Consider the following 26298-nt stretch of genomic DNA (forward strand, 5'->3'; position numbering starts at 1 on the left):
AAAGCATAAAGATAGGTTTAGTAGTAAACAAAAAAAGAGGTTTATAAACTAGAAACCTCTTTTAATATTATATAATTTAGACCGTTGTATTTACAACTAATCTAATATTAAGCAATCTTATTTCTCTTACGATCGTTTTCTGTTAAATAGATCTTACGTAAACGAATATGGTTTGGTGTAACCTCTACATACTCATCTTTTTGGATATATTCTAAAGCTTCTTCTAACGAGAATTTGATAGCTGGTACAATCTTAGCTTTATCATCTGCTCCAGAACTACGTACGTTACTTTGCTTTTTAGCTTTAGTAATGTTTACAGCCATATCATCTTGACGAGAGTTCTCACCAATTACTTGACCTTCGTAAATATCTTCTCCTGGCTCAACAAAAAACTTACCTCTATCTTGTAATTTATCGATAGAATAAGGTATTGCTTTACCATTTTCCATAGAGATTAAAGATCCTGAAATACGTCCAGGAATAGCACCTCTTAATGGTTGGTATTCTTTAAAACGGTGTGCCATAATAGCTTCACCTGCAGTTGCAGTTAATAATTGGTTACGTAAACCAATAATACCACGAGAAGGAATTAAGAATTCGCAAATCATACGATCTCCTTTTGTTTCCATACTTAACAATTCACCTTTACGTAAAGTTACAAACTCTACAGCTTTACCTGATACACTTTCAGGAAGGTCAATAGTTAACTCTTCAACTGGCTCACATTTAACACCATCAATTTCTTTAATGATAACTTGTGGTTGTCCAATTTGTAATTCATAACCTTCACGACGCATAGTTTCAATTAAAACTGATAAGTGTAATACACCACGTCCAAAAACCATAAATTTATCTGCACTACCAGTTTCACCTAATCTAAGTGCTAAGTTTTTTTCTAATTCTTTTTCTAAACGATCTTTAATGTGTCTAGATGTTACGTATTTACCGTCTTTACCAAAAAATGGCGAATCGTTAATTGTAAATAACATACTCATTGTAGGCTCATCAATAGCAATTGATTTTAAACCTTCTGGATTTTCGATATCTGCAATAGTATCTCCAATTTCAAAACCTTCAATACCAACAACAGCACAAATATCTCCTGTTTGTACGCTATCAACACGTTTACGTCCTAAACCTTCAAATATAAAAAGTTCTTTTACTCTACTTTTAGTTGTAGAACCATCTCTTTTAACTAAAGATATTTGTTGACCTTCTTTTAATTCTCCTCTTTGTAATCTACCAATCGCGATACGACCTGTAAATGAAGAAAAATCTAAAGATGTAATTAACATTTGTGTCGTTCCTTCTGGAAAAACTGGTGTAGGTACATGCTCCACAACCATGTCTAATAAAGGCTCAACGTTAGTTGTTTCTTTTCTCCAATCATCACTCATCCAGTTATTTTTAGCCGAACCGTAAACTGTTGGAAAATCCAATTGCCACTCTTCTGCTCCTAACTCGAACATTAAATCAAAAACTTTTTCATGTACTTCATCTGGAGTACAGTTTTCTTTATCAACTTTATTTACAACCACACAAGGCTTTAACCCTAAGTCAATCGCTTTTTGCAATACAAAACGCGTTTGAGGCATAGGACCTTCAAAAGCATCAACTAATAACACAACACCATCTGCCATGTTTAATACACGCTCTACTTCTCCTCCAAAATCGGCGTGACCAGGTGTATCAATAATGTTAATTTTAGTATCCTTATAAATAACTGATACGTTTTTAGATGTAATCGTAATTCCACGTTCACGTTCTAAATCGTTATTATCTAAAATTAAGTCTCCTGTGTTTTCGTTTTCACGAAACAGTTGACAATGGTACATGATTTTATCAACCAACGTCGTTTTTCCGTGGTCAACGTGTGCAATAATTGCAATGTTTTTAATATTAGCCATAATTGTGCCTTATTTTAAGCGTGCAAAGGTACTCATTTTTTATATAAAAAAGCGTTTTAATTTATATTTGACAAATTCATTTTAAAAAATTGTAACTTTTTGAACTTAACAGACACAGATAGTTAGGCCTATTTAAAGAAAACAATTGTAATTTAAACCAATAAATTTCTTCAAAAACAATATATCATTAGTTTTGTATTCTTATTAATCAACGACTTAAAAACCATTATCACCACATCATGAAAAAAATCATCTCTATATTACTTATCGTATTATTATTTGCTAGTTGTAGTAAAAAAATTGAAGAATCATACTTTGTACCAAAAGACGCTATTGGTGTTATGTATGTTAATTTAAAATCGCTTTCAGAAAAAAGTAAAGATTTAGACTTTAATCAATTAAACATTAATACGCTTATTGAAGATAAAGCACCCAAAGAGATTAAGCGTTTTGTGCAAGAGTTACTATCAAAAGATAATTTAGATAAAACCTTTAGAAAAGAATATATTTTAGGCTTTGGTACGTTTAAAAGACTATCTGGTGTTGGTGGATTAATATTACCTATTAAGGATGCAGCGTCTTTTGAAGCCTTTATACAACCAATGATTGATGAAGTTCCTAATTTAGAAAAAGAAACTAATGTTGGTAAAGATCAAGAATTTACTATTTACGCAAATAAAGAAATTGCAATTGGATGGAATGGTAAAACTGCATTAATTATTGGTGCAAATAATTATGCTGCTGCAGAATTAAAAGACCTTACCACATTAAAAAGAGAAGATTGCATATTAGCAACCAACTATTTTGATGCCTTTTTTGACACTAAACAAGACATGGGACTACATATTACCTCAACACCATTAGGTGATGCTTTTGATGGAATATTAAATACTTTTGCTGGTTTAGATGTTAATCTAGAAAACAACAACCTATCTTATTATGGTAGCTTTGAGCAAGACCACATATACACTAAAACCAATTTAAAATTAAATGATGATTTTAAATCATTAATTGGTTATAAAAAATGGATGTCTACGTCCTACGATAAGTCTATGCTTAATGCATTACCTGATAACCCATTGTTATTTGCAAAATTATCTATTGATCCTGAAAACTTATACGAGCATATTTTAAGTCTACAAGACAACAAAACTTTACCTATCCAAGCTAGAGAGGAGTTAAGAAAAAACATAAAAAAATCCAACAGTGAAACAGAAAAAGAACTAGGTATGGACGTTACATCTTTTTCTAAAATATTTGATGGCTCGCTAATGTTTGCTATGACTGAGGGTAAAACAGTAAAAGACACGCTATACGATTACAATTATTTTACTGACGAAGAAACCTATACAGTTGTAGATAAAAAAACACCCAACATGTATGGTACGGTAGCCCTAAAAGATAAAAATAAATTTGACCAATTTTTTAATATTGTAAAAAAGAAAGGTGCACAAATAGAAACCTTAAACTCCAATTATTTTAAAATAGACGGTAGTACTTTTATGGTTATTACAGAAGATTACATCTTTTTTACAAACGACCAAAGTAAAGCTGATGAAATAAGTAGTAACGGAAAACTTGCCAACAATTTAAGCGACTTTAAACATAAAGATAAATTATCACACAGCGTTTACCTTTACACAAAAGGAAACATTGCACAACTTAGCAATGACTTTACAAAAAGTTTAGGCAATATGTACAATCCTTATAGTAGTTATAATAGATATGGAAACGATACAGCTATGGATGAAATTTCAGAAAAAAGCAGTGAGATTTATACAAAATATTATGGAGAAAACCATTATTTTATTGACACAGATGGAGGCGAATCTTTTACTTATACTAAAGGAAACAAAAACTCATTAATACAGACCATTTTATATGGTGACGAAGTAGCAAAAACTATGAGTACTATATATGAAAACAGTAATAAAGATGAGGATGAGGATGAAATAGAAATTGAAGAAACCGTTATCGAATCTACAGAATCAAACTAGACTAAGTGCAAGTCAATATACAATCCATAGTACCAGATTATTTTACTCCAGCTTCGTCAGAAGTCTGGAGTAAAAATTTTGAGTTTCAACCTAATTCTAAATACTTAGTTAAAGCTGTGTCAGGAAGCGGAAAAAGCTCGCTATTTAATTTTATGTACGGTTTAAATAATAGATACTCTGGCTCTATTTTATTTAACGACACCTCTATTTCGTCATTCACAGATACTGATTGGACAACTATTAGAAAGCAACAAATCGCTATTGTTTTTCAGGGATTAAAATTGTTTCCAGAACTGACTGCTTTAGAAAATATTCAGTTAAAAAACACCCTTACAAATCATAAAACTGAGACTGAAATCTTGGAGATGATGTCACAATTAGAGGTCGACCAATTAGCACATAAAAAAGCTGAAACCCTGTCTTACGGTCAACAACAACGTATTGCTATTATCAGAGCATTATGCCAACCTTTTAAATTGTTACTACTTGACGAACCCTTTAGCCATATTGATAAAGCTCAAATTACAAATGCCATCACGCTTGTAAATAAAGAAGTTGCTGCTAACCAAGCAACCCTAATAATTGCTAGTTTAGGAGACACATATAATATTGACTACACTAAAACAATATTATTATGATTAATCAACTTTTAAAAAAACAGGTTCATAAATCACAGCTATTATTTTTTGCGATAAGCTCTAGTTTAGGATTAGGTATTTTATTAATTGTAGTTCAATTATTAGTTGACACACAATCCATCTTTAATTCTAAAAACGACTTATTAGGCAACCAAAATTTAATAATATATAAGGACTTAGGACGTGATAATGCTTTTACATCTGATGAAATTACTGAGTTAAACGCACAACCTTTTATTAATAAAACAGGTGGTTTTACACATGGTACTTATCGTGTTTTGGCAAGTGTTACTTTTCCTAATCATGCAGGAATATCAACCGAAATGTTTTTAGAGGCTGTATCAGATGAGTTTATTGACATTACCAATGAAGATTGGAAATGGCAACCAGGAGATAAAGAAGTGCCAATTATTATTCCTAAAAACTATATTAATTTATATAATTTTGGATACGCAACTAGCTCTGGATTACCACAAGTTAACGAGAAAATAATTAGACAAGTCCCTATAGACTTGACGTTATCCGGAACACATAAAACAGAAAATTATCGTGCGTATATTTTAGATGCTTCAGAAAAAATAAATTCTATTTTAGTTCCAGAATCCTTTTTAAACTATACCAACAAAAAATTAAGTCCTTTAAAGGCAAATAAAATATCACGTATTATACTTGATGTTATTAATCCATCTGACCCTAAATTATTAGAATTTTTAGCTTCAAAAAAATACAATTACTTATCCAACGACATTCAAAACTCTAAACTTAGCTATGTTTTAAAACTAATACTTAGTATTGTATTAGGTATTGGCCTATTAATTACCATCCTGTCTATTTATCTTGTTATTACCAACATTAATTTACTTATTCTAAAAAATAAGCAAACCATAACACAACTTCATTTTTTAGGATACTCTAAAGCACAAATAGCAAAAGTATATCATGCTATTGCTTTTAAAATTTTAGCTGTTTCAATTATTATAGCACTAACCCTAAGTATTATTTGTAAGTATATATTTTCGCCATATTTAAGTGTTTTACAAGTACAACCAAATATAACTTCTATAATTTATTCTGTAATATTAAGCGTATTGATTTTTATTAGCTTAGCCATGTATTATCGTAAACATACTAATAGTAAAATCAAACAAATGTTAAGACCTAATACAAGTCTACTATCTTCTGAAAATTAACTTATCTTTGCAAGATAAATTATTACGATTATGACACTTCAAGATATCCCTAAAATTAAACATACAGCTAGCAACAACTTTTTTACTTTGTGGTCCTTGCGCTATTGAAGGCGAAGAGATGGCTTATAGAATTGCCGAAAAAGTTGTTACTATTACTAATAAGTTAGAAATACCTTACGTATTTAAAGGTAGTTTTAAAAAAGCTAACAGAAGTAGGATTGATAGTTTTACAGGTATTGGTGACGAAAAAGCTTTAGAGATTTTAGCTAAAGTGTCTGAAAAATTTGACATTCCAACGGTTACAGATATTCACGAAGTTAGTGATGCTGCAAAGGCTGCACAATATGTAGATGTTTTACAAATACCTGCATTTTTGGTACGTCAAACAGATCTTGTCGTTGCTGCTGCAAAAACAGGTAAGGTTGTTAACCTTAAAAAGGGACAATTTATGAGTCCTGAAGCAATGAAGCATGCTGTACAAAAAGTAAAAGATGCAGGAAGCGACAAAGCTTGGATTACAGATCGTGGGACGATGTTTGGTTACCAAGATATGATTGTGGACTTTAGAGGCATCCCTACAATGCGTCAATATGCACCAACTGTATTGGATGTAACACACTCTTTACAACAACCCAATCAAAGTGCTGGTGTCACTGGTGGAAGACCTGATATGATTGAAACTATTGCTCGTGCTGGAATTGTAAATAATGTTGATGGTTTATTTATCGAAACACATTTTGATCCTGCAAATGCAAAAAGTGATGGTGCCAACATGTTACACCTAGATAACTTGGAAGCGTTATTAACTAACTTAACTGCTATTAGAAAGACTATTAATAGCCTATAACATCCCTTAAACATAATAACAAATGAAACATTTATTAAGGCAAATAGCCTTAGTGTGTCTTACCCTATTGTCAACACTAACATTTGCTCAGGATAATACTGACTTACAAAAATACACTGCCAACAATAAAGGAAAATTTTATATTAGTTGGGGTGGAAACCGAGAAACATTTTCTGAATCTGACATTAGGTTTAAAGGTGATGGTTACGACTTTACTATTGACAACGCTACTGCCGAAGATAAACCTAAAGGTTGGCATATAGATTATATTAATCCAACTAGAATGACCATACCACAAACTAATTTTAAAGCTGGTTATTTTATTTCTGACAAATACAATATTTCACTTGGTGTAGATCATATGAAATATGTAATGAACAGAAATCGTAGCCAGAATGTTACAGGTTATGTTAACCTTCCTGCAGATGAAGAAGGTAGCGTATTTAACCAAGAATTTGATGGAAGTGAGTATGTCGTTTCAGAAGATTTTTTAAAATTTGAACATACCAATGGGTTAAACTACGTGTATTTAGAGTTAAATAGATTTGATGATATTTCTTCTATCTTTAAAATTAACAACACTGATAAATTTCAATTAAATATTACTGAAGGTCTTGGTGCTGGAGTGTTATACCCTAAATCTAATACGACATTATTAGGTAAAGATACTTATGACGAGTTTCATTTATCTGGATATGGATTTTCTGCAACTGTAGGTTTAAACCTTACCTTTTTTAAATACTTTTTTATTCAAACAGATTTAAGAGGTGGCTTTATTAATATGCCAGATATTAGAACAACAAGTAATGCTAATGAGAGTGCGTCGCAACATTTTTGGTTTTTACAACGTGTTTTTTCAATTGGTGGACGCTTTAGACTATAGTCTATTGCAACGTTAAAGCTTCTTGCAAAACAGCATTAATTACGGTATCATCTATTTTGTCCAAAGACTTATATCTTAATGATATCATTTTTTTCCTGTTTTCAATAACATGATGTGTCTTAAAAACAGTTAATTGATTGCCTTTAACAAAAACCAAATCAACAAATTGTTTTTTATGACTGGCATTTAAATAACAAAATGGCATTCCGTTTACATAATAAAACGGAATGCTCCATTTGTACTTTAATTCAAAGTTATGTATTGTATGCTCAATAATAACCTGCAAATGCAATAATATAGAACGATAGGGTTCTGGTTGTTTTAAAATATAATGCGCTGCAGGATTCACTTTTTTCTATAATATATGTAGTAAGCTAAGCACACCAATAGCTAATAATGCTACACCTATAATAGCTTTAAAAGGCATTAACTTGTCTGATATTTTTCTTAATGTCTCTTCTAAAGCAGGTACTTTTCCAAATACGTGAGTTAACAATAATATACCTCCAATAATACTTACAATACTAAAAATACCAAACCCTCCTCCAAGTATAATTAAAATTGGTAATACAACTAGTGCTCCACCAATTACGGTTTGAAAAGGTGCCAAAACACCTGCTATTTTATTAAAAAAATTAGCTTCGCCATCCCATTTGTCTAAGGTTGCTAATCCTAATAATAAGCCTCCTGAAATGTTTGCAATGTCTAATAGTAATCCTGTTAATGCCATGATTTATTTTGTTTAAATTGGTTAGATTATAAATTTAGCAAAAATAAACCATGTCTTGGGCAAATGTTAAAATGAAAATTAATAAACCTTTAACTTTTATATTCTAATTAATTAGACTTACTTTGTAATTCAAAGTACTTTAATTATGAGCGACAAAGATTATTTAAAAGATATCAGCGAGATTAAAAACCTTATGAATAAGTCCTCTAGATTTATTTCGCTAAGTGGTTTATCTGGGATTTTAGCTGGTATCTATGCACTTGTAGGAGCTGCAATGACCTATTATTACGTAACCACTTATAGTTATGGTACATTATTATTGGATGGATGGGTTTTTAAAACCATATTATTTATACTATTTATGGTTGCTTTTTTAAGTATTGTTACTGGTATTTATTTAACTACAAAAAAAGCAAAAGCAAATGGCGAAAAAATTTGGGACACCTCATCAAGACGATTAATATTTAATTTTCTAATTCCGTTAGTCGTTGGTGGTTTATATATTTTAATAATACTTAGCCAAGGTCGCTATGGTCAAACAGGTGGTTTAATGCTAATATTTTATGGTTTGGCATTAATAAATGCCTCTAAATATAGTATTGGAAACATAAAATATTTGGGCTATACCGAAATTATTTTGGGACTTACAGCAACACTTTATCCTGGTTATGGCTTTTGGATTTGGGTTATTGGTTTTGGCTTTATGCACATTATTTATGGTACTTATATGCATTTTAAATACGATAAAAAATGAGTATCGAAGTTCCCATTATATTAACAATCATAGCTATAGTAATATTTTACACGACTTTCTGGGCTGTAAAAAAGTACAATAAAAATTTAAAAAAAGCCAAAATTACAGCTATAGTTATAAGTATCATTAGTACTCCTTTAGCGTATTATGGTTTAATATTATTATTGATAAGTTATATAGAGTATATACCAGAGTCTACATTTAATAAACAAAAATGGCGTACAGAAACAACATCAAGATATAAAATGAGAGATGACATAATTAATAATCAAATTTTAAAACTAAAAAACAAGTCTGAAGTTGTTACGCTTCTAGGAAATCCTTCTAATAGTACTAGTGATAATCAGTGGGTTTATGATTTAGGAATATCTAGTGCAGGCTTTGGTGTTCAATTTCATAGTTTACAAATCACTTTTAAAAACAATGTGGTAGCAAAAGTTAAAAAGTTTATGATAACAGATTAATTAGCAAAGATTCCTATTTTCGCATAATATAAAATGAGTATAATAACCAACATAAATAAAGTATTTGACCATAGGATTAGGCTAGGAATTATGTCTGTTTTAATGGTAAATGAGTACGCAGATTTTAAAACCCTAAAAGCGTTATTAGATGCGACAGATGGTAATTTAGCAAGTCACACTAAAGCATTAGAAAAAGCAGATTATATCACTGTAGAAAAACAATTTATAGATCGAAAACCAAACACACGCTATAGTGTTACTAAGTTAGGTCAAGTCGAATTTAAAAAACACATTAATGCACTTGAAAAATTAATCAAAAAACAGTAATCTATTTTTTTATCTATTTACTTTGAAAAACAAAGCACTTTGAAATATGAAAACACAACGTAAACAATTAATCGCATGGTTATTTAAAATAACACAACATATTTACACCAAATACTTCAAAAAAAACAAACCTTGGCATATAAAAAAACAACAATTACTACAATTTCCAAAAGACACCTTTGGTTATCATTTAGGTCTGTTTTTACAACACAATGGGTTTGAGTTAATTCCAAAAGTAGAACGTCACGACGCCTACCACGTAATGACTGGCTATAATACCACTGAGAAAGACGAAATAGCCTTACAATACCTTTGCTTTGGTAATGGTAAACGCAGCATATACTTGTTTGGCGTGATTACTATAGGCTCCATAATATTACCAGAATATTGGAAGTATTATATAAAATCCTATCGCATAGGCAAAAATGCAAATGTCTTTTACAATCTAAATTATAAAGGATTACTAAACACCTCAGTTAGCACTTTAAGAAGCTCTATATTTATTAATCTAAATAATTAAAATGAAAACCTATATCAAACTTATAATTATTGCCATAACTATAATGGTAATCGCCATATTTATGGCGCACTTTTATATTAATTATACCGCTAAAGACAAACTTTATAATGACGTAAACGCAATGCCTAAAAACCAGGTAGGTTTATTACTATGCACCAGCAAATACACTAGTAATAACACTATAAACATATATTACAAATACCGCTTGGACGCTGCTTATTTACTTTACAAAAATAAAAAAGTTGAACGTATTTTAATTAGTGGAGATAACAGTACTAGTTATTATGACGAACCTTCAACATTTAAACAAGACCTTATCAATCTTGGTATTCCTGAAGATAAGATAATATTAGACTATGCTGGATTTAGAACATTAGATTCTGTTATTAGAGCCAACAAAATATTTGGTTTGGATAGTTTTACAATAATCTCACAAAAATTTCATAACCAACGTGCCATATATTTAGCACAACACTATAATTTAAACGTTATTGCCTTTAACGCTAAAGATGTAAAAAGGCGATACGGTTTACGCACCAAAGCAAGAGAGTACTTAGCACGTACCAAAGCAATTATAGATGTTATTATTAATACACAACCTAAGTTTTTGGGTCCAAAAATAAGCTTATAATGACAATAAAAATTGACACTAAATTTTTAGCGCTAACACTAATTATACTATTAACAGAAATTGCAATTGCATACTACTTAAAAAATGGTTTTATACGATTTACAGTTGGCGATTTTCTGGCTTCTATATTAGTCTATTGTGGCCTAAAAAGCATTTTTAAAATACATTGTATTCAGGCTTCAATTTGGGCATTAGCCATTTCTTTTTGTATTGAGTTTGCCCAACTTACAAATCTACTTGAAACATTACATTTAAAACATAACAAAATAGCCTCAATCATGCTTGGCAGTCACTTTAGTGTAGCAGACTTAGTCGCATATACATTAGGTATTATCACTATCTATTTTATAGATCTAAATTACATCACTAATGAAAACAATTAAACAAATCATCCAGGCAGAATATCAAACCATATTATCTATAATATTACTAACTTTTTTTAGTTTAACTTTATTACTAATAAGAATTAAATTAACTAATAATTACTACTATTTATTTTTAATTTGGAATTTATTTTTAGCAGGACTACCCTATTTAATAAGTAGTTATTTGGCAACTCTTAAACACATAAAATCATCAACTCTAATTACTAACAGTATACTATGGTTACTATTTTTACCAAACGCACCTTATATAGTTACGGACTTATTTCATTTAAAATATAGTAGTCACCATTTACTCTGGATAGACACGTTAATTATCATCATGTTTGCTATTACCGGATTAATTTTGTTTTTTAAATCTGTTTGGACCATGGAAATTATTTTTAAGACTTACGTCGAAAAACATATTGTTGCATTCAGTATTCCGTTGTTATTTATATTAGTTGGTTTTGGAGTTTACTTAGGTCGCTTTTTAAGATTTAATTCTTGGGAAGTATTAAATAAACCATGGACTATATTAGAAACAACAGTATTTATAATACTTAACCCAAATTTAAATTACACAGCGTGGCTATTTACAATTGTATTTGGATTGTTTTTATGGGTCTGTTATTACGCCATAAAAACAAATTACTTTACAAACAAAAAAGCTTCCCATTAGGAAGCTTTTTTTATACTAATTAAATATGAAATTAATTTTAATCATTATCTATAATTGAAATCGTCGCTTCTCCTATCGCACTTGCAGATCCACTTAATAATGTTCCTATGACAGTAAAATCTTCAGTCCCTTCAACTTCTGTATCATCTGTAATTACAATTGCAAATACACCACTTGAGCTACCTGCTTCAATGGTAAAATTAATATTGTTATTACCATAAATACCTTCAATTTCATAATCATCAAAATCTACAATATCAGAAACAATTTCAAAATTAATAATAATATCATCGATTGCTGGACTAGATAAAGTAAAAGCATATTCCACAATATCTCCTTCTGTTACCGTTTGATCATTTACAATTATACTTGGGCTAGTTGGTACACTAGTGGCATCATTTGGATCAGTACCATTACCAGCTTCAATACAATCATCAAAACCATCTCCATCACTATCTGCTGCATTAGGATCTGTTATATTACCGTTTGGATTACAAATAGAAAGGTCACTATCAATACCTGATAACTCTTCGCAATCTGTTAATCCATCACCATCTGTGTCTAAATATTCCTGATACAAGTATACTTCTGCAATATCAAATTGATTTGTTATTGTATTAACCGCTTTTACATAAATAATTTGAGTGGTACCATCATCAATAAAAGGACTAGCCAATGGATTAACATCAGATAATGCATCAGCTTCAGTTAAGTAAAAAGTATATGTATTATTAATTAATTCAAAATAAACCTCTGAAACAATATTATCAAAATCGAAAATTAATGATGGGATACAACCTGTCCCTGAAACCTCTGTTGCGTAAATTAAGACATCTAAATTATCTAAATAATCTGGTATCGTGTCACCATCACTATCGTCATTCATTGGATCTCCATCACTATCATAATCCTCATCAATAGTATCAACACCATCACCATCATCATCAGCATCTAAATAGTCAGGTATACCATCTTGATCTGTATCATCATCAGTATAATCGCCATTAGCATTTAGGTCTTCATTAAAATCTAACACACCATCTGCATCTGCATCCAAAAGTGTTGTACAAGACATTTGCGTACCTAAATCTGTTATAGGAACTGTAAAATTACCTGTTACAAAAGTTGTAGATTGATTGTTTGTTATATCAAAAAACTGCATGGTATACTCGGTATCTGTCAAACAATAATCAATAGATAAATCTAAGATTCCGTCGGTTATTGGAATAATAGAAACAGAATTATTATAATTTAAAAAGACATAACCATTTGTAGCTGGAGTGCCAGAACAATCGTTAAAAACACCAGTTACATTAGTCGTTTGTGCATTACTGTCTGATACTGTTATGGTCAGATTAGTGTCCATATCAAACGGTCCAACACTCTCAGTATAATCATTATCAATACAACCAAAATCCGGAATGGTTACTGTTAATGTTTCGTTAGCAGGAATAATACCACAAACTTCACCATTTGCATTAGTGTACCCTGTGGTTGCAGATGTCCAAGATACCGATTCGCGTTGCAATTGTACAATGGTATTAGGCAAAGGATTGTTATTATCATCCACTACAGTAATACATAGTTGAACGGTATCAAAAGCAATGTCACAGTTCCAAAAACTAAAATGGGATACCTCTCCAACGTATTTATTGCCCTGTAAAACAGCTGTACCCTCTTCCTTCCAATATCCATATGTTTCGTCAAAATACCATAATGGTATTGTTTCCGGAGGATTAGTAGCATTAGTTGGCACAGGAACAGATAATTCTGCAGTGGTACCTTCTGCTATATTTAAAACCTCACCATTTTCTCCGATTAACTTAACAGCTATCATACCATAAGTTTCTAAAGCTTGTAAATTACCACTCGTATTTTCTGCTATTAAAGCTCCTGGCATTTGCAAAGCCATAACCTCATTATCCGGATTTAAATGTCTTAAAACAACCTGAACATTTCCTAAATACTCAAAACCATTTTCAGTTTCAAAATCACCTGAAAAATTAACAGAAGTTCCGTTTGGCAAGCCAATATTAAAAGGTTGACCTGCTCCAATTGTAGCATTTGGATCGGCATCCAATAACATAATGTCTACTTGGTTGACACCACTTGTAGGTACTAAGGATCTAGAACCATTAATAAAACCAACTTTAGACGCTTTTATATAGGCGAATTTTTCATAAACCGTTGCAGACTCCACAGAAAACACTCCGTTTGCATCTGTTACAGTCATCATATTACCGACGTTAATACTAGCTCCAATAATTGGGTCACCTTCTTCATTTATAACCCTTCCTATAAATCTTGCATCCATAGATGCTCCAAAATTTTCTAAAAAAGGATTGCCAGCTTGACCATCTACTTGTTGTTGATTTAACGGAATATTATTGTCTTTTTCGCAAGAAAAAATTAATAAAACAACAAATAATGATACTATAAACTTTAGTTTTTTCATCTTTTAAGTTTTGTAATGGTTATATTAATATAACAGATTAAGGCCAAAAAGTCCTAACTTGATATTACTCTTTACCGTCTACGTAGTTTTGTAAATAACTAAATCTTTTAGTCAATTTACCATTTTCGGTAATTTTAGCTCTTTTTAAAACACCATCTGCATCATTATTAAAAAACGCAGGAATAACATGTTTTAAAAACATCTCTCCAAAACCTTCACTTGCATCTTTTGGTAATTCGCAAGGTAAATTATCTACTGCCATTACAGTTATTGCATCTTTATCATTATAAGCTACTTCTTTTTCAGTTTTAGCATTATAACCATAAAAAGGGTCAGCAATAGTAGATGGACGGATTGTTGATGCTACAGGTCCATCAATATCGCAAGAAATATCGGCTATTAAGTTAATTTTAAAATCTGGATGCCTTGCATCTTCTCTTGTAAATAAATAAGGAGCTCCATCACCATAAAAGTGACCTGCTATAAAAAAGTCTGTTTGTTTAGCATAAGGCATAAAATTACTTTCGTAACCTGAAGGATCTTTATAAAACTGTCCTTTATTACCAACTTTACCATCCTTACGCTTACTATATTCCATAACATCAATTAAGCAATAAACAGGCTCAGTAAAATTAGAGGTTAAGTATAAAGCATCACTGACTTGCTTAATTTTAAGATGATCTAAAATTTCTTGTGCGCCTTTAGCTACTTTACCAGCACCAGAAAGCACAATTTTTATGTTGGGTAATTTAATTTTATCCAGTTCGCTTTTTACTTCATCTAAATCTTTTAAGTGCTCTACTTTAGGTAGTGTAAATAAATTATCACGAAGTCCTAAGGCTCTAAAACCATTGTAAGCACCTACCAAACCAGCATAACGTCCAAAACCAATTAGTCTTGCGCCATTTTGTCTAACAATTGTTTCGTGATCATACATTTCAATATTCTTATCAAGGATAGCTTTTAAAAGCGCTCTATTATAGGGCTGTTTTTTTATTGTATGACTGAAGAAAAAATATTTTTTATTAGGAATAAGCGCTTCTATTGGCACTTCTTTTACACCAAACATAACATCTGCATCTGAAACGTCATCAAAAATCTGAAAGCCATTTTTTTCATATTCGGCATCATTAAACACACGAATGTCCGATGCCTCAATCATTACTTCTGCTTGTGGAAAGGAAGTTTTTAAATCTTTTAAGTCATTAGGAGAAAACACGACACGTCTATCTGGTGGATTTTTACGTTCTTTTATAATTGCAAATTTCATATATCTAAATTTATTCTTGCTAAATTACCTTTAATATTAGGGTTTAGCAAATCAAATTTACTATACACGCTTTACTTCGTTTTCGCTTTTTAAAACGTAGTCACCATCCGTTTGCTTTATAAAAAGCGCTTTGTTACCAGAAGTCCCATCTCTGGTCACTTTGGTACCTTTAATAGTTTTTGTTATTTTTTTAGTGTAGGTTTCTTCTACTTTTCCTTTAGCAGTTCCATCTCCCCAATCCCATTGTACTTCTGTTCCTGTTTTTATCATCTCTACTTTTTATTTCAATTTAAAAAATATGACTTAATATTATCTTAAGTTTATTATAAATCTTAAATGGTACAACCTTTGCATTATAATTTTTAGTAATTTTGCAATCCAATAAATAACACAATTTATTAAAATGGGGTCGACTGGTTTTGACAGCGAGATTAATTAAATTGTAAGCACGTCGAGTAATGATTTTGTACTCGTTAAACACTTGATCAACTTTTTAATCGGCGAGAATAACTACGCTTTAGCTGCCTAATCCGAATTATAGTAGGATTAAGCCTCGGTACACAAGGTGTACGAGCTTTATGTCTCCGGAAAGCTTTGATTGACAGCGTTCCATTTGAGGCATCGAAAATGTCAATATAGACTTAGTAGCGCTTTGATGCTTTGTTGAAACTAAAAAAGATAAGTTAAAAGTGGGTTGTCTTTAACCAGCTTTTAATCGAAAACCTAAGAAAAGAATAAACGTGTAGAAAGCCTTTTGGTTACTTGTTTGGACGAGAGTTCGATTCTCTCCGACTCCACTTTAAACGCTCTGAAGCATAGATTTCAGGGCGTTTTTTTTATGACCTAAAAGAAGAATCCCTAATTACTATATTACTTTTAATTTCAACTAACTTACTAGTAATATTATCTTCAGGTACATTAATTTCATTTATAAGATATTGTACTGCTGTACGTCCTATTTTTTCTCCAGGTTGATCTACTGTGGTTAATTTGGGTTCTATTATAATAGAGTTAACAGAATTACTAAATCCAACAACTGCAATTTCTTCAGGTATTTTTACATTAAACTTATTTAGTGTTTGTATTACGCCTATTGCTGCACCATCTGTAATCGCGAAAATAGCATCAGGTCGTACTTTTGAACTCAATAATATATTGGTCATTCTTTTTCCCTCTTTCATTGATATATCCTCAACACTAATAACCATTTTGGGATCTAGCTCAAGGTTATTATCCTTCAAAGCTTTTAAATAACCCGAATACCGTTTTTCCGAATTATAAGAATATTCACCTTCCTTAATTATAGCTATTCGCTTTTTTCCAATATTAATTAAATGTTCAACTATATTATAGGCTGCTTCCTCATCGTTAATTGTAATTTGGGTGCATGGAATTTTATTTGAAACCTTATCAAATAAAACAATTGGAATTGTATTTAACGTTGCTAATATGTGATCAACTTCTCTTGTACGTTTGGTTAGTGAGGCTAATATGCCATCCACACCAAATTGCATCATGGTATTAAACATCTCTTTTTGCTTTTCTACATCATTATTAGATTCTGATATAATTACCCTAAACCCTTTACTTTCGGCCTCTTCCAGAATACCTCTAACAATGGTCGTAGTAAAGTAATGTGTTATATTGGGTACGATAACACCAATAATATTAGACCTATGATTTCTAAAACCTTTGGCAAAAATGTTAGGGACATAATTTAATTTTAACGCTAATGCCTTTACCTTCTCTTTAGTTTGCAAGCTAATGTCTGGATGATCATTTAATGCTCTAGAAACTGTTGATATCGATAATTCTAAAGTCTGAGCTAATTTTTTTAAAGTGGTAACTTCTTTTTTCATAAAAATAAAATTTCAAACGTTTTCGCAAACGTTTGCATACAAATATCGTACTTTTTAGTACACAACAATGCTTAATTCGTAATTATATTAGCCTAACATTAACTAATTCTTAATAAAATGAAAAAACTAACCACCACACTATTATTATTATTTTGTTGTTTTTCAATGTTTGCACAAACAGAAATATCCGGAACTGTAAAAGACAAAGCTGGATTACCAATTCCAAACGCTAACATTTTAATTATTAACTCAAAAGTTGGAGCATCTACAGATTTTGACGGAAATTTTAGTTTTACGGTACCTGAACTTACAGGGTCTAAGGAGTTACAAGTATCTTACATTGGCTACACTACTTTGATTAAAAAAGTAGATTTAAACGGTACTCCATTGACACTTAATATTATCTTACAAGAAGGTAATAATTTAGATGAAATTGTTCTTACCGCTTCTTCTACTTTTAGATCACAAAAACAAGCGCCTTTATCCATTAGTAGTAAAGGCATTAAAGAAATTACTAGACTATCGGCTAACAGTCAAGCAGATATTTTAAGAGATGTACCTGGTATTACTGCTGAAGGTGGTGGTGGAGAAACTGCAACCAACCTTTTTGTTAGAGGTTTACCTTCTGGTGGACAATATGTCTTTAACCCTTTACAATACGATGGTATGCCACTTATGAGCACGTTTGGATTAAACTCATCTGCACATGATGTTTACGCTAGACCTGATGTTGGTTTTAAAGGTGTCGAATTTGTTAGAGGTGGATCTGCTGTACTTTATGGTGCTGGATCGGTTGCTGGTATAATTAACTATACAAGTAAAACTGGAGATTCTAATGACGAAAATTTAATTAATGTAGAATGGGGAAATGACGGTAGATTAAAAACAGACTTTTATACTGGTGGACAATTAGGCAGCGAAGATTCTAACACTTACTACGCTTTTACAGGTTTTGTTAGAAAAGATGATGGTCCAATTGAAACTGGTTTAACTACAAAAGGAGTGCAGTTCAGAGGTAATATCAAACAAAAATTTGAAAACGGATCCTTTACAGTGCATGGACAATATATTAATGATAGAGCTCAATTTTACTTACCATTACCATTAGATGGAGCGTCTAGAGAACGATTAAATGGTAACGATGGTGAAGAAGTAAGCCAACTATTGTCTGGTGAACTGGCAAACACTTCATTTTTAACTCCAGGAGGTGTATATGAAAGTCCTATTGAAGATGGTGTCTACACAAAAGGTGGTTACATTTTAGCAGATTTTAACTATAACCTAAATGACAACCTAAAATTTAAATCAAAAGTAAAATATGCCAACTACCAACACAATTTTGCTTTATACGTAGGTGGTAGTGGTGATTATGGTAATCCAATTACTATTAATGATTATGTAGCTGCTATTGCACCAGATAATACCGCATTTAGTGCAACATACCAAGGTGGAGCTGGTAACCAAATTAACGGTAATGATTTAGTGGTAGAAAACCTACACGTAGATAGGTTAAGACCAATGACAGATTATTCTGGAGAGGCTAGCTTTATATTAAATTCTGATGATGGAATACACACCTATACTGCTGGAACATTCTTAGCCAGAACAGAAGCTGAAGATGTTAACTATCAATATAGAGTCCTTTCAGAATTTAATAATAATCCACAATTAGTAAACTTAAGCTACACTGACGCTGGAGGAAATAATGTAATATATTCTGAAGGTGGTTTATATAACAGAATTGGTATGACTGCCAATAATTTCCTAACACAAAGCAGAACTGCCTTTTACCTTACAGACGAAATGGTTTTTGACAGATGGCGTTTTGACGTTGGATTCCGTATAGAGTCTACAACAGGTACCTTTAGAAGAGGTGGATTAGAAACCTCTCAAGTTTATGAAAATGCTGACTTAACAACTAACTTACAAAACGTTCAATTTGCTGATGGTACTTTTACCACTGGCGAAATTAAAGATACAGATTGGGCATTATCATTAGCAGGTTTATACAAACTAACTGATGCCACAAACTTATATGCTAACTTCTCAAAAGGATACTTTTTTCCGCAACAACGTGGTTTTGGTCCAACTCCAGGAATAAGAGATACCAATTACGAGGCTGAAACGATTTTACAAGGTGAAATGGGAGCCAAATTTGGAACAGATAAATTTTCTGGTTCTGTGGCTGCATACTATGTTGGGTTAAGCGACCGTATACGCATAGATCAAGCTATTTCTGGAGGTCAATTAGTCGATCAAGCTAGAAGTGAGCAATCAACACAAACATTAGGTCTTGAAGCAACTGGTAGATATAAATTTACTGAGCATTTAAATGTTTCTGGGACGCTAACATACCAAGATCATGAAATTACAACTAATCAAACTGAAGATTTAGTCAATGGTACAACAAGTACTATTAATGAAGGTAATGAAATTGCAAGACAACCAAACCTTTTAGGAAACTTAGGTCTTAACTACGATAACAAAGTTTTTGATGCAAGCTTTGCTGTTAACCACACAGGGAAAAAGTTTACTGACGACACTAATAATGTAGAGTTAGATGCTATTACAATTGCAAGATTAGGTGCTGGTTACACAATACAAACTAATGAAGATACGTCTTTACGTTTTGGATTATCTGTATTTAACTTATTTGATAGTTCTGGAATTACAGAAGGAAACCCAAGAGCTGGTATTGCTGGTCAATCTGGAGATGGCGAGTTTTTTGTTGGACGACCAATCTTACCTAGACGTATGTTCTTAACAGCAACATTCAACTTTTAATTTATAATAATTTAATTAGTCATATAACTCATCATTTTTTTTGCTAAGTAAAGTGATGGGTTATTTTTTTAAAATCAAAAAAACTTACAATCTTTAATATATATGAAGGATTTACAAAACAACGCTATTACAGTATTAAACAATAACTGGAAAGATAAATTTAGCATTCCCTGCGCAAAGCTTTACCCTTTTCAATGGTTCTGGGATTCTGGATTAATCGCAATTGGTTTCGCTCATTTTGACATGCCTAAAGCCGAAAAAGAAATAGAAACACTGCTTGATGCACAATGGAGTAATGGTTTTATTCCTCATATTATTTTTCATACCGAAACGGACACCTATTTTCCTGGACCTGATTTTCATCGTTCAGATTTACATCCAGAATCTTCCAAAAAATATAAATCTACAGGTATGACTCAACCTCCTGTTACTGGTTTTGTTTTAGAGGATTTATACCGTATTAGCAAGGATAGAGACGCTACTTTAAAATTTATAGAGTCTGTAATAGATAAAGTGTATAAAAATCACGAATATTTTTACAACCAACGTGATCCTCAAGATGAAGGTCTAGTTTACATATATCATAACTGGGAATCAGGTACAGACAACTCTCCTATTTGGGATGATATTTGGGACACTATGAATCCTCCTGAATATACTTTTGAAAGACGTGACACAACACATGTTGATGCCGCACAAAGACCTTCTAAAAGAGAATACGACCATTATTTACACATTATTGAAATTGCCAAACAAAACAATTATAATGATCAAAAAATAGCAGAGCTTTCTCCCTTTTTAGTTCAAGATCCATTATTTAACGCAGTACTTTTAAAATCTAATCAAAGCCTAATAGATTTATATCGTATTATAGGAAATAAAAATAATAACGATAAGATACACCAACTTCAAAAATGGCAAGACAAAGGGACTAAATCATTTAATAATAAACTCTATGATGAAGAACTAGGTGTTTACGTACATTATGATTTAAGAAACGAAAAATTATTAAAACACATATCATCCTCTTCTTTTGCACCACTTTTTGCTAATCTACCAAGTGAGGTTAGAGCAGAAAAAATGGTAGATATAATGATGGAAAAATTTGGTAACCCAGATCAATATCTGTGTGCATCATTTGATCCAACTAGCGATAGGTTTAATCCTAAAAAATATTGGAGAGGTCCAGTTTGGGTTAATTTAAATTGGATGTTATATTATGGGTTAAAACAATATGGTTTTTATGACATCGCCAAAAGAATGAAACAAGATACCATTGAGATTATTGAAAACAATGGGTTTTATGAGTATTTTGATTCTAGAAAAGAAGAACATAAAAATGGTAACGCAGGTTATGGAGGTCATAATTTTTCATGGAGTGCTGCATTATTTATAGATTTATTAAATGAATAAATAACCCACTAGCTTTAACCACATGAATTATATAGACTACATCATTATCATATTATATTTAATAGGATTTTTAGGAATAGGGTATTTCTTTAAAGAAAATAAAAACTCTAAAGATTACTTCCTTGGAGGTCAATCAATGGGATGGTTTCCGTTAAGTTTATCAACTATGGCTACCCAATTATCTGCTATTAGCTTTATATCTGCACCAGCATTTGTTGGTTTAAAAGAAGGTGGTGGATTGCAATGGTTAACCTATGAGTTTGGTGTACCTTTAGCTATGGCGTTTTTACTAATTGCCATAATACCTACCTTATATAATTCTGGTATTGTTAGTGTTTATGAATATCTAGAACGTCGTTTTGATGCCTCTTCAAGGTTACTTATTAGTTTTGTTTTTCAAATTAGTCGCTCTGTAGCAACAGGTGTTATGGTATATACTATGGCACTTATTTTACAAGCTACCATTGGTATAGACTTTTGGATTTCGATATTAATTATTGGTGTTATAACCATGGTATACTCCTTTCAAGGTGGAATGAAGGCTGTAATTTGGGGAGACGTTATACAAATGTGTATTCTCTTTTTTGGTATAATTATTTGCTTATTTTATGGTTTAAGCGAGCTAGGTGGTTATGATAATTTTATAAATCTTGTTGATAAAGACAGATTAACTGCAGTAGATTTTTCTAAATGGGGATTTAATAATGCTGATAAAAATGACGAATTTGGTTTTTGGCCAATGGTAATTGGAGGTTTCTTTTTGTATGCTTCCTATTATGGTACAGATCAAACACAATCACAAAGACTGCTATCTGCAAAAGGATTACCTACCATAAAAAAATTATTACTAGCTAATGGATTGTTTAGATTCCCAATTACATTAACCTATTGTATAATGGGATTAATTTTAGGAACATTATTACTACAAGACGCTAGTTTTCAAGAGTTATTAAATACAGTTTACCAATCTAATATTACAAGTTTAGAAGGTAAAAAAGCCGACTTAATGGTACCTGTTTTTATAATTAAATACTTACCAAATGGTGTCATCGGTATTTTAATAGTTGCAATAATGTCTGCCGCAATGTCCTCTTTAAGCAGCACAGTAAATTCATTATCTGCAGTAACCTTAGAAGACTTTATAAAACGATTTAAACCTGATATGCCAGACAAAAAATACGTACAATACTCACGTTTATTATCTGTATTTTGGGGATTAGTATGTTTGTTTTTTGCGTTTTTCGCTGGAAGTATAGAAGGAACTGTTATTGAGGTTATTAACAAAATAAGCTCAATTTTTTATGGTCCCATTTTAGCTGCTTTCATATTAGCTATTCTAACTAAAAAAACGCACGCTTTAGGTGCTAATATTGGTATCGTTATAGGTGTGTTATTCAATATGTATTTATGGCTATATGTACCAAGTATATTTTGGTTTTGGTGGAATGCAATAGGTTGTTTAGTAACTGTTATAATAGCTTTAATTGTAAGCTATGTTATTAAAAAAGAAACCAAACCAGGTTTAGATATTGAAGTCTATAAAGCAGGTAAAAAAGAAGTCATTATACTATTATCATACTTTGTTTTAATTGTGCTGTTTGCAATTTTTATTGGTGAAATTTTAAATTAAAAGTTAACATGAAAATAGTAATTGCTCCAGATAAGTTTAAAAATTCGCTAACCAGTTTAGAGTTTTGTAATATCGTTGAAAAACAGCTTAAAAAAGAGTTGCCTTATGCCAATATCGTAAAACTACCATTAGCAGATGGTGGAGATGGTACCATTGACATTGTCAAACATTATTTAGATGGAGAAACTATCAAGACTACAGTGTGCAACCCTTTATTTACAGCAATTGAGGCTAGCTATATTTATGCGCCTAAATATGAAACTGCATTTATAGAAATGGCAGAAGCCTCAGGCTTAAAGCTTTTAAAACCAGAGCAATTAGATTGTAAAATAACTTCCACATTTGGAACTGGCCAGCTTATTTTGGACGCTTTAAACAAAGGTGCAAAAAAAATAATACTTGGTATTGGTGGAAGTGCTACAAACGATTGTGGTATTGGCATGGCAACTGCATTAGGATACCGTTTTTTGGATAAAAAAGGTGAAACAGTAAACCCTATTGGCAAAAACCTGTCATCTATAAAATCCATTGACGTTAGTCAAGCAAATCCACAAATTTTTTCAACAGATTTTAAAATAGCCTGTGATGTTACTAATCCATTATATGGTAAAAAAGGCGCTGCTTACGTTTACGCTGCTCAAAAAGGAGCTAATCATCAAGATATTTTATTACTTAATAAAGGACTTAAAGATTTTTCAAAATTAATCAGTCAAATCTTTAAAATAGATCCACAGTCCATACCTGGCTCTGGAGCTGCAGGAGGTATGGGAATTGCTTCTAAAATATTTTTAAACGGAACTCTTGAAAGCGGAAATAAATTAATTAAACAGTTATCAAATTTTGATAATCAAATTTCAAATGCAGACTGGATTATAACTGGAGAAGGCAAATTGGATAATCAAACGTTATCCGGAAAAACCATTCAAGGTGTTTTAGATACCTCAACTAAAAATAATATTAATGTAGCAGTCTTTTGTGGTGCGATTGACATTAACGAAAAAGCACTAAAAAACATGGGAATTAATTATGCTTCACAAATAATAAACGAAGCAAAAAACTTAGATGACGCCATGCAAAACACTAACATACATCTTAAAACTATGACTAAAAAATTTATTGGTCACATCAAACAACTTAAATAAAATGAAATTATATCCCTTAACTTTCAATCCAGTTTTTAGTTACCGTATTTGGGGAGGAAACAAATTAAAGTCGGTATTAAATAAGAGTTACTCCCAAGACAGCATAGGCGAATCTTGGGAGATTTCTGATGTTGAGGATAACCAAACCATTGTAAATAATGGCAATTTAAAAGGGAATACGCTAAAAGATTTAATTAAGACATTTAAAGGTGATTTTCTAGGACACAAAGTGTATCAAACCTTTGGCAACAACTTTCCGTTGCTAATAAAATTTATTGATGCCAAAACACCTTTATCCATACAAGTCCATCCTAGTAATCAGTTAGCTGAAAAAAGACATAATTCATTTGGTAAAAATGAAATGTGGTACGTTATGCAAGCTGAAAATGAAGCCGAATTAATTGTAGGTTTTAATCAAAAAATCAAAAAAGAAGACTACGTAAATCACCTTAAAAACAACACCTTAAAAGATATTTTAAATACTGAAACAGTAACATCTGGAGATACCTTTTATATTCCTACTGGACGCGTACATGCAATTGGAGCAGGTGTTTTACTTGCCGAAATCCAACAAACCTCAAATATTACTTATCGTATATATGATTATGATAGGGTTGACAAAAAAACAGGACAAAAAAGAGAGCTACACACCAATCTAGCTTTAGACGCTATAGACTACAATTTTTACAAAAAATATAAAACGGATTACAATCAGATATTAAACACACCAAGTCAATTGGTAACTTCCGAGTATTTTAAAACTAATATAATCGAATTAAACACCAAGTTAACAAGGGATGTTACAGCAATAGATTCGTTTATAATTTATATATGTGTTCTTGGAGAGGTTATAATTAATACGACTGACGACGCTACTAATTATAACTTAAAAATGGGACAAACTATTATTATTCCTGCCTGTATTAATCTAATAACAATTCATGCAAATTCGGCTAAACTAATTGAAGTCCATTTGTAACATCTAGCAAAAAAAATCCCAATCTTTTCAGATTGGGATTTTTAGTTAATTCTTTTTATAAGGTAATCCATCATGTTTCCATTTAGAGAAACCACCTTGCATATCATATATTTTTTTAAATCCTAAGTCTATCATTTTTTCGGCACACTTAGCACTTCTACCGCCTTTTTGACAATACAATAGTACAGGTTTTTCCCTATCTAAGGTTTTAATATCATCCTCAAATGTAGGCGACATAAAATCTATATTCTGTGCTGATGCAATATATCCAGAATTGTATTCCGCTGGTGTCCTAACATCTATAAACTGAACATTATCAAGAGTCAATAGTGTTTGCATTTCCTCTGGAGAGACAACCTTTATTTCACCTTCAACATTTTTTTTACAACTCAGTGCAACAAAAACTAAACACAAACTTAATACTAATGCTATTTTTTTCATACCTTTTTTATTATTCAACTGGTCCTGACCACTCACTAAATCCTCCTAGAAGATTATAAGTAGTATCAAATCCTAATTGATTCATTATTGCGCATGCTTGGGCACTTCTTCCACCTGATCTACAATACACATAAAAATTCTTAGATTTATCTAACTCCTCGACAGCATAAATAAAACCCTGTCCTTTATAAATGTCAATATGTATTGCATTAGGTATTTTTCCTTCTGCAACCTCTTCATCTGTTCTTACATCAAGGATGACTGCGTTATCGTCTTTTTCTAATTGGTTTACCCAATCCGATTGAATTAAATCTGCCATAATATTTATACAATTTATTTTAGCACAAAATTAACACTTATATAGTATATAGACGTAAAAAAATCCGAAATGTT

General features: G+C 31.4%; 25 protein-coding genes, 1 other RNA gene and 1 pseudogene. 18 read left to right on the forward strand and 9 right to left on the reverse strand.

Annotated elements, in window-relative coordinates:
• Window positions 1-107: 107 nt before the first annotated feature.
• The gene (gene typA / locus AC0L3M_RS07940; protein ID WP_292949814.1) at window positions 108-1907 is read right to left on the reverse strand and encodes a translational GTPase TypA; all 1800 of its coding nucleotides are present in this window, start codon (window positions 1905-1907) and stop codon (window positions 108-110) included.
• A 239-nt stretch (window positions 1908-2146) separates the two neighbouring features.
• Here typA and AC0L3M_RS07945 point away from each other — a divergent pair, with 239 nt between their 5' ends.
• The 5 genes and pseudogenes from AC0L3M_RS07945 (at window position 2147) to AC0L3M_RS07965 (ending at window position 7462) form a co-directional block, all read left to right on the forward strand.
• The gene (locus AC0L3M_RS07945) at window positions 2147-3904 is read left to right on the forward strand and encodes a hypothetical protein (protein WP_473432427.1); all 1758 of its coding nucleotides are present in this window, start codon (window positions 2147-2149) and stop codon (window positions 3902-3904) included.
• Between the two features lie 5 nt (window positions 3905-3909).
• Window positions 3910-4542, forward strand: a complete 633-nt coding sequence (locus AC0L3M_RS07950) for an ATP-binding cassette domain-containing protein (RefSeq protein ID WP_473432428.1) — start codon at window positions 3910-3912, stop codon at window positions 4540-4542.
• Window positions 4539-5732: an FtsX-like permease family protein gene (locus AC0L3M_RS07955; RefSeq protein ID WP_473432429.1), complete on the forward strand. Its 1194-nt coding sequence runs from the start codon at window positions 4539-4541 to the stop codon at window positions 5730-5732. The genes AC0L3M_RS07950 and AC0L3M_RS07955 overlap by 4 nt, the downstream gene beginning before the upstream one ends.
• Before the next feature lie 30 nt (window positions 5733-5762).
• Window positions 5763-6579: pseudogene (gene kdsA / locus AC0L3M_RS07960) on the forward strand (3-deoxy-8-phosphooctulonate synthase).
• 22 nt (window positions 6580-6601) lie between these two features.
• Window positions 6602-7462, forward strand: a complete 861-nt coding sequence (locus AC0L3M_RS07965) for a hypothetical protein (RefSeq protein ID WP_473432430.1) — start codon at window positions 6602-6604, stop codon at window positions 7460-7462.
• 1 nt (window position 7463) lies between these two features.
• Here AC0L3M_RS07965 and AC0L3M_RS07970 read toward each other — a convergent pair whose 3' ends face one another.
• Both AC0L3M_RS07970 and AC0L3M_RS07975 read right to left on the reverse strand, forming a co-directional pair.
• Entirely contained in the window at window positions 7464-7811 is a 348-nt protein-coding gene (locus tag AC0L3M_RS07970; RefSeq protein ID WP_292949824.1) for a DUF1801 domain-containing protein, read from the reverse strand.
• Between the two features lie 6 nt (window positions 7812-7817).
• Window positions 7818-8192 carry a hypothetical protein gene (locus AC0L3M_RS07975; protein ID WP_473432431.1) on the reverse strand — a complete coding sequence of 125 codons (375 nt, stop codon included), beginning with the start codon at window positions 8190-8192 and terminating at the stop codon, window positions 7818-7820.
• 145 nt (window positions 8193-8337) lie between these two features.
• On the opposite strand from AC0L3M_RS07975, the gene AC0L3M_RS07980 reads away from it, so the two are divergent.
• From AC0L3M_RS07980 to AC0L3M_RS08010, 7 genes are read left to right on the forward strand one after another with little or no spacing between them, the layout of a single operon-like run.
• Window positions 8338-8946, forward strand: a complete 609-nt coding sequence (locus AC0L3M_RS07980) for a hypothetical protein (protein WP_473432432.1) — start codon at window positions 8338-8340, stop codon at window positions 8944-8946.
• A complete protein-coding gene (locus AC0L3M_RS07985; protein WP_473432433.1) occupies window positions 8943-9410 on the forward strand; it encodes a hypothetical protein in 468 nt (155 codons plus the stop codon). Before AC0L3M_RS07980 ends, AC0L3M_RS07985 begins: the two co-directional genes overlap by 4 nt.
• A gap of 33 nt (window positions 9411-9443) precedes the next feature.
• A complete protein-coding gene (locus AC0L3M_RS07990) occupies window positions 9444-9737 on the forward strand; it encodes a winged helix-turn-helix domain-containing protein (RefSeq protein ID WP_473432434.1) in 294 nt (97 codons plus the stop codon).
• A gap of 46 nt (window positions 9738-9783) precedes the next feature.
• On the forward strand, window positions 9784-10257 hold the full coding sequence (locus AC0L3M_RS07995; protein WP_292949833.1) for a Coq4 family protein: 474 nt from the start codon (window positions 9784-9786) through the stop codon (window positions 10255-10257).
• A gap of 1 nt (window position 10258) precedes the next feature.
• The gene (locus tag AC0L3M_RS08000; protein WP_473432435.1) at window positions 10259-10888 is read left to right on the forward strand and encodes a SanA/YdcF family protein; all 630 of its coding nucleotides are present in this window, start codon (window positions 10259-10261) and stop codon (window positions 10886-10888) included.
• The gene (locus tag AC0L3M_RS08005; RefSeq protein ID WP_473432436.1) at window positions 10888-11271 is read left to right on the forward strand and encodes a ribosomal maturation YjgA family protein; all 384 of its coding nucleotides are present in this window, start codon (window positions 10888-10890) and stop codon (window positions 11269-11271) included. Before AC0L3M_RS08000 ends, AC0L3M_RS08005 begins: the two co-directional genes overlap by 1 nt.
• Complete coding sequence (locus tag AC0L3M_RS08010) at window positions 11258-11932, forward strand: DUF1361 domain-containing protein (protein WP_473432437.1); 675 nt, start codon at window positions 11258-11260, stop codon at window positions 11930-11932. The genes AC0L3M_RS08005 and AC0L3M_RS08010 overlap by 14 nt, the downstream gene beginning before the upstream one ends.
• Before the next feature lie 37 nt (window positions 11933-11969).
• Here AC0L3M_RS08010 and AC0L3M_RS08015 read toward each other — a convergent pair whose 3' ends face one another.
• The 3 genes from AC0L3M_RS08015 to AC0L3M_RS08025 all read right to left on the reverse strand — a co-directional run bounded on the left by AC0L3M_RS08015 (window position 11970) and on the right by AC0L3M_RS08025 (window position 15927).
• Complete coding sequence (locus AC0L3M_RS08015; RefSeq protein ID WP_473432438.1) at window positions 11970-14387, reverse strand: peptidase associated/transthyretin-like domain-containing protein; 2418 nt, start codon at window positions 14385-14387, stop codon at window positions 11970-11972.
• 64 nt (window positions 14388-14451) lie between these two features.
• Window positions 14452-15657, reverse strand: a complete 1206-nt coding sequence (locus tag AC0L3M_RS08020) for an NAD(P)-dependent oxidoreductase (RefSeq protein WP_473432439.1) — start codon at window positions 15655-15657, stop codon at window positions 14452-14454.
• 60 nt (window positions 15658-15717) lie between these two features.
• Window positions 15718-15927 (reverse strand): hypervirulence associated TUDOR domain-containing protein, encoded by a 210-nt coding sequence (locus tag AC0L3M_RS08025; protein WP_473432440.1) that lies wholly within the window; start codon window positions 15925-15927, stop codon window positions 15718-15720.
• A gap of 135 nt (window positions 15928-16062) precedes the next feature.
• Here AC0L3M_RS08025 and ssrA point away from each other — a divergent pair.
• Window positions 16063-16457, forward strand: a transfer-messenger RNA (tmRNA) gene (gene ssrA, locus AC0L3M_RS08030).
• A gap of 36 nt (window positions 16458-16493) precedes the next feature.
• On the opposite strand, the gene AC0L3M_RS08035 is transcribed toward ssrA, so the two are convergent.
• Window positions 16494-17516 (reverse strand): LacI family DNA-binding transcriptional regulator, encoded by a 1023-nt coding sequence (locus AC0L3M_RS08035; protein WP_473432441.1) that lies wholly within the window; start codon window positions 17514-17516, stop codon window positions 16494-16496.
• Window positions 17517-17633: 117 nt separating this feature from the next.
• On the opposite strand from AC0L3M_RS08035, the gene AC0L3M_RS08040 reads away from it, so the two are divergent.
• The 5 genes from AC0L3M_RS08040 (at window position 17634) to AC0L3M_RS08060 (ending at window position 25464) form a co-directional block, all read left to right on the forward strand.
• Entirely contained in the window at window positions 17634-20300 is a 2667-nt protein-coding gene (locus tag AC0L3M_RS08040) for a TonB-dependent receptor domain-containing protein (RefSeq protein ID WP_473432442.1), read from the forward strand.
• A 102-nt stretch (window positions 20301-20402) separates the two neighbouring features.
• The gene (locus tag AC0L3M_RS08045) at window positions 20403-21713 is read left to right on the forward strand and encodes an MGH1-like glycoside hydrolase domain-containing protein (protein WP_473432443.1); all 1311 of its coding nucleotides are present in this window, start codon (window positions 20403-20405) and stop codon (window positions 21711-21713) included.
• Between the two features lie 22 nt (window positions 21714-21735).
• Window positions 21736-23343, forward strand: coding sequence for a sodium:solute symporter family protein (locus tag AC0L3M_RS08050; protein ID WP_292949890.1), 1608 nt, complete (start codon window positions 21736-21738; stop codon window positions 23341-23343).
• 8 nt (window positions 23344-23351) lie between these two features.
• Entirely contained in the window at window positions 23352-24485 is a 1134-nt protein-coding gene (locus AC0L3M_RS08055; RefSeq protein WP_473432444.1) for a glycerate kinase, read from the forward strand.
• Window position 24486: 1 nt separating this feature from the next.
• Window positions 24487-25464, forward strand: a complete 978-nt coding sequence (locus tag AC0L3M_RS08060) for a type I phosphomannose isomerase catalytic subunit (protein WP_473432445.1) — start codon at window positions 24487-24489, stop codon at window positions 25462-25464.
• 45 nt (window positions 25465-25509) lie between these two features.
• On the opposite strand, the gene AC0L3M_RS08065 is transcribed toward AC0L3M_RS08060, so the two are convergent.
• Window positions 25510-25905 carry a rhodanese-like domain-containing protein gene (locus tag AC0L3M_RS08065; protein ID WP_292949895.1) on the reverse strand — a complete coding sequence of 132 codons (396 nt, stop codon included), beginning with the start codon at window positions 25903-25905 and terminating at the stop codon, window positions 25510-25512.
• A gap of 10 nt (window positions 25906-25915) precedes the next feature.
• Window positions 25916-26224 carry a rhodanese-like domain-containing protein gene (locus tag AC0L3M_RS08070; RefSeq protein WP_145002711.1) on the reverse strand — a complete coding sequence of 103 codons (309 nt, stop codon included), beginning with the start codon at window positions 26222-26224 and terminating at the stop codon, window positions 25916-25918.
• Between the last annotated feature and the right edge of the window lie 74 nt (window positions 26225-26298).

It is taken from the genome of Olleya sp. KJ81-1 (assembly GCF_055808135.1).

Excerpts from the sequence above, each read along its gene's own strand:
- AC0L3M_RS07965 (WP_473432430.1), top strand. The coding sequence starts at position 6,602 with ATGAAACATTTATTAAGGCAAATAGCCTTAGTGTGTCTTACCCTATTG.
- AC0L3M_RS08070 (WP_145002711.1), bottom strand. The coding sequence starts at position 26,224 with ATGGCAGATTTAATTCAATCGGATTGGGTAAACCAATTAGAAAAAGAC.
- AC0L3M_RS08025 (WP_473432440.1), bottom strand. The coding sequence starts at position 15,927 with ATGATAAAAACAGGAACAGAAGTACAATGGGATTGGGGAGATGGAACT.
- AC0L3M_RS07985 (WP_473432433.1), top strand. The coding sequence starts at position 8,943 with ATGAGTATCGAAGTTCCCATTATATTAACAATCATAGCTATAGTAATA.
- AC0L3M_RS08000 (WP_473432435.1), top strand. The coding sequence starts at position 10,259 with ATGAAAACCTATATCAAACTTATAATTATTGCCATAACTATAATGGTA.
- AC0L3M_RS08040 (WP_473432442.1), top strand. The coding sequence starts at position 17,634 with ATGAAAAAACTAACCACCACACTATTATTATTATTTTGTTGTTTTTCA.
- AC0L3M_RS08050 (WP_292949890.1), top strand. The coding sequence starts at position 21,736 with ATGAATTATATAGACTACATCATTATCATATTATATTTAATAGGATTT.
- AC0L3M_RS08015 (WP_473432438.1), bottom strand. The coding sequence starts at position 14,387 with ATGAAAAAACTAAAGTTTATAGTATCATTATTTGTTGTTTTATTAATT.
- AC0L3M_RS08060 (WP_473432445.1), top strand. The coding sequence starts at position 24,487 with ATGAAATTATATCCCTTAACTTTCAATCCAGTTTTTAGTTACCGTATT.
- AC0L3M_RS08010 (WP_473432437.1), top strand. The coding sequence starts at position 11,258 with ATGAAAACAATTAAACAAATCATCCAGGCAGAATATCAAACCATATTA.
- AC0L3M_RS08065 (WP_292949895.1), bottom strand. The coding sequence starts at position 25,905 with ATGAAAAAAATAGCATTAGTATTAAGTTTGTGTTTAGTTTTTGTTGCA.
- AC0L3M_RS08035 (WP_473432441.1), bottom strand. The coding sequence starts at position 17,516 with ATGAAAAAAGAAGTTACCACTTTAAAAAAATTAGCTCAGACTTTAGAA.
- AC0L3M_RS07995 (WP_292949833.1), top strand. The coding sequence starts at position 9,784 with ATGAAAACACAACGTAAACAATTAATCGCATGGTTATTTAAAATAACA.
- AC0L3M_RS07945 (WP_473432427.1), top strand. The coding sequence starts at position 2,147 with ATGAAAAAAATCATCTCTATATTACTTATCGTATTATTATTTGCTAGT.
- typA (WP_292949814.1), bottom strand. The coding sequence starts at position 1,907 with ATGGCTAATATTAAAAACATTGCAATTATTGCACACGTTGACCACGGA.
- AC0L3M_RS08005 (WP_473432436.1), top strand. The coding sequence starts at position 10,888 with ATGACAATAAAAATTGACACTAAATTTTTAGCGCTAACACTAATTATA.
- AC0L3M_RS08020 (WP_473432439.1), bottom strand. The coding sequence starts at position 15,657 with ATGAAATTTGCAATTATAAAAGAACGTAAAAATCCACCAGATAGACGT.
- AC0L3M_RS07955 (WP_473432429.1), top strand. The coding sequence starts at position 4,539 with ATGATTAATCAACTTTTAAAAAAACAGGTTCATAAATCACAGCTATTA.
- AC0L3M_RS07975 (WP_473432431.1), bottom strand. The coding sequence starts at position 8,192 with ATGGCATTAACAGGATTACTATTAGACATTGCAAACATTTCAGGAGGC.
- AC0L3M_RS08055 (WP_473432444.1), top strand. The coding sequence starts at position 23,352 with ATGAAAATAGTAATTGCTCCAGATAAGTTTAAAAATTCGCTAACCAGT.
- AC0L3M_RS08045 (WP_473432443.1), top strand. The coding sequence starts at position 20,403 with ATGAAGGATTTACAAAACAACGCTATTACAGTATTAAACAATAACTGG.
- AC0L3M_RS07980 (WP_473432432.1), top strand. The coding sequence starts at position 8,338 with ATGAGCGACAAAGATTATTTAAAAGATATCAGCGAGATTAAAAACCTT.
- AC0L3M_RS07990 (WP_473432434.1), top strand. The coding sequence starts at position 9,444 with ATGAGTATAATAACCAACATAAATAAAGTATTTGACCATAGGATTAGG.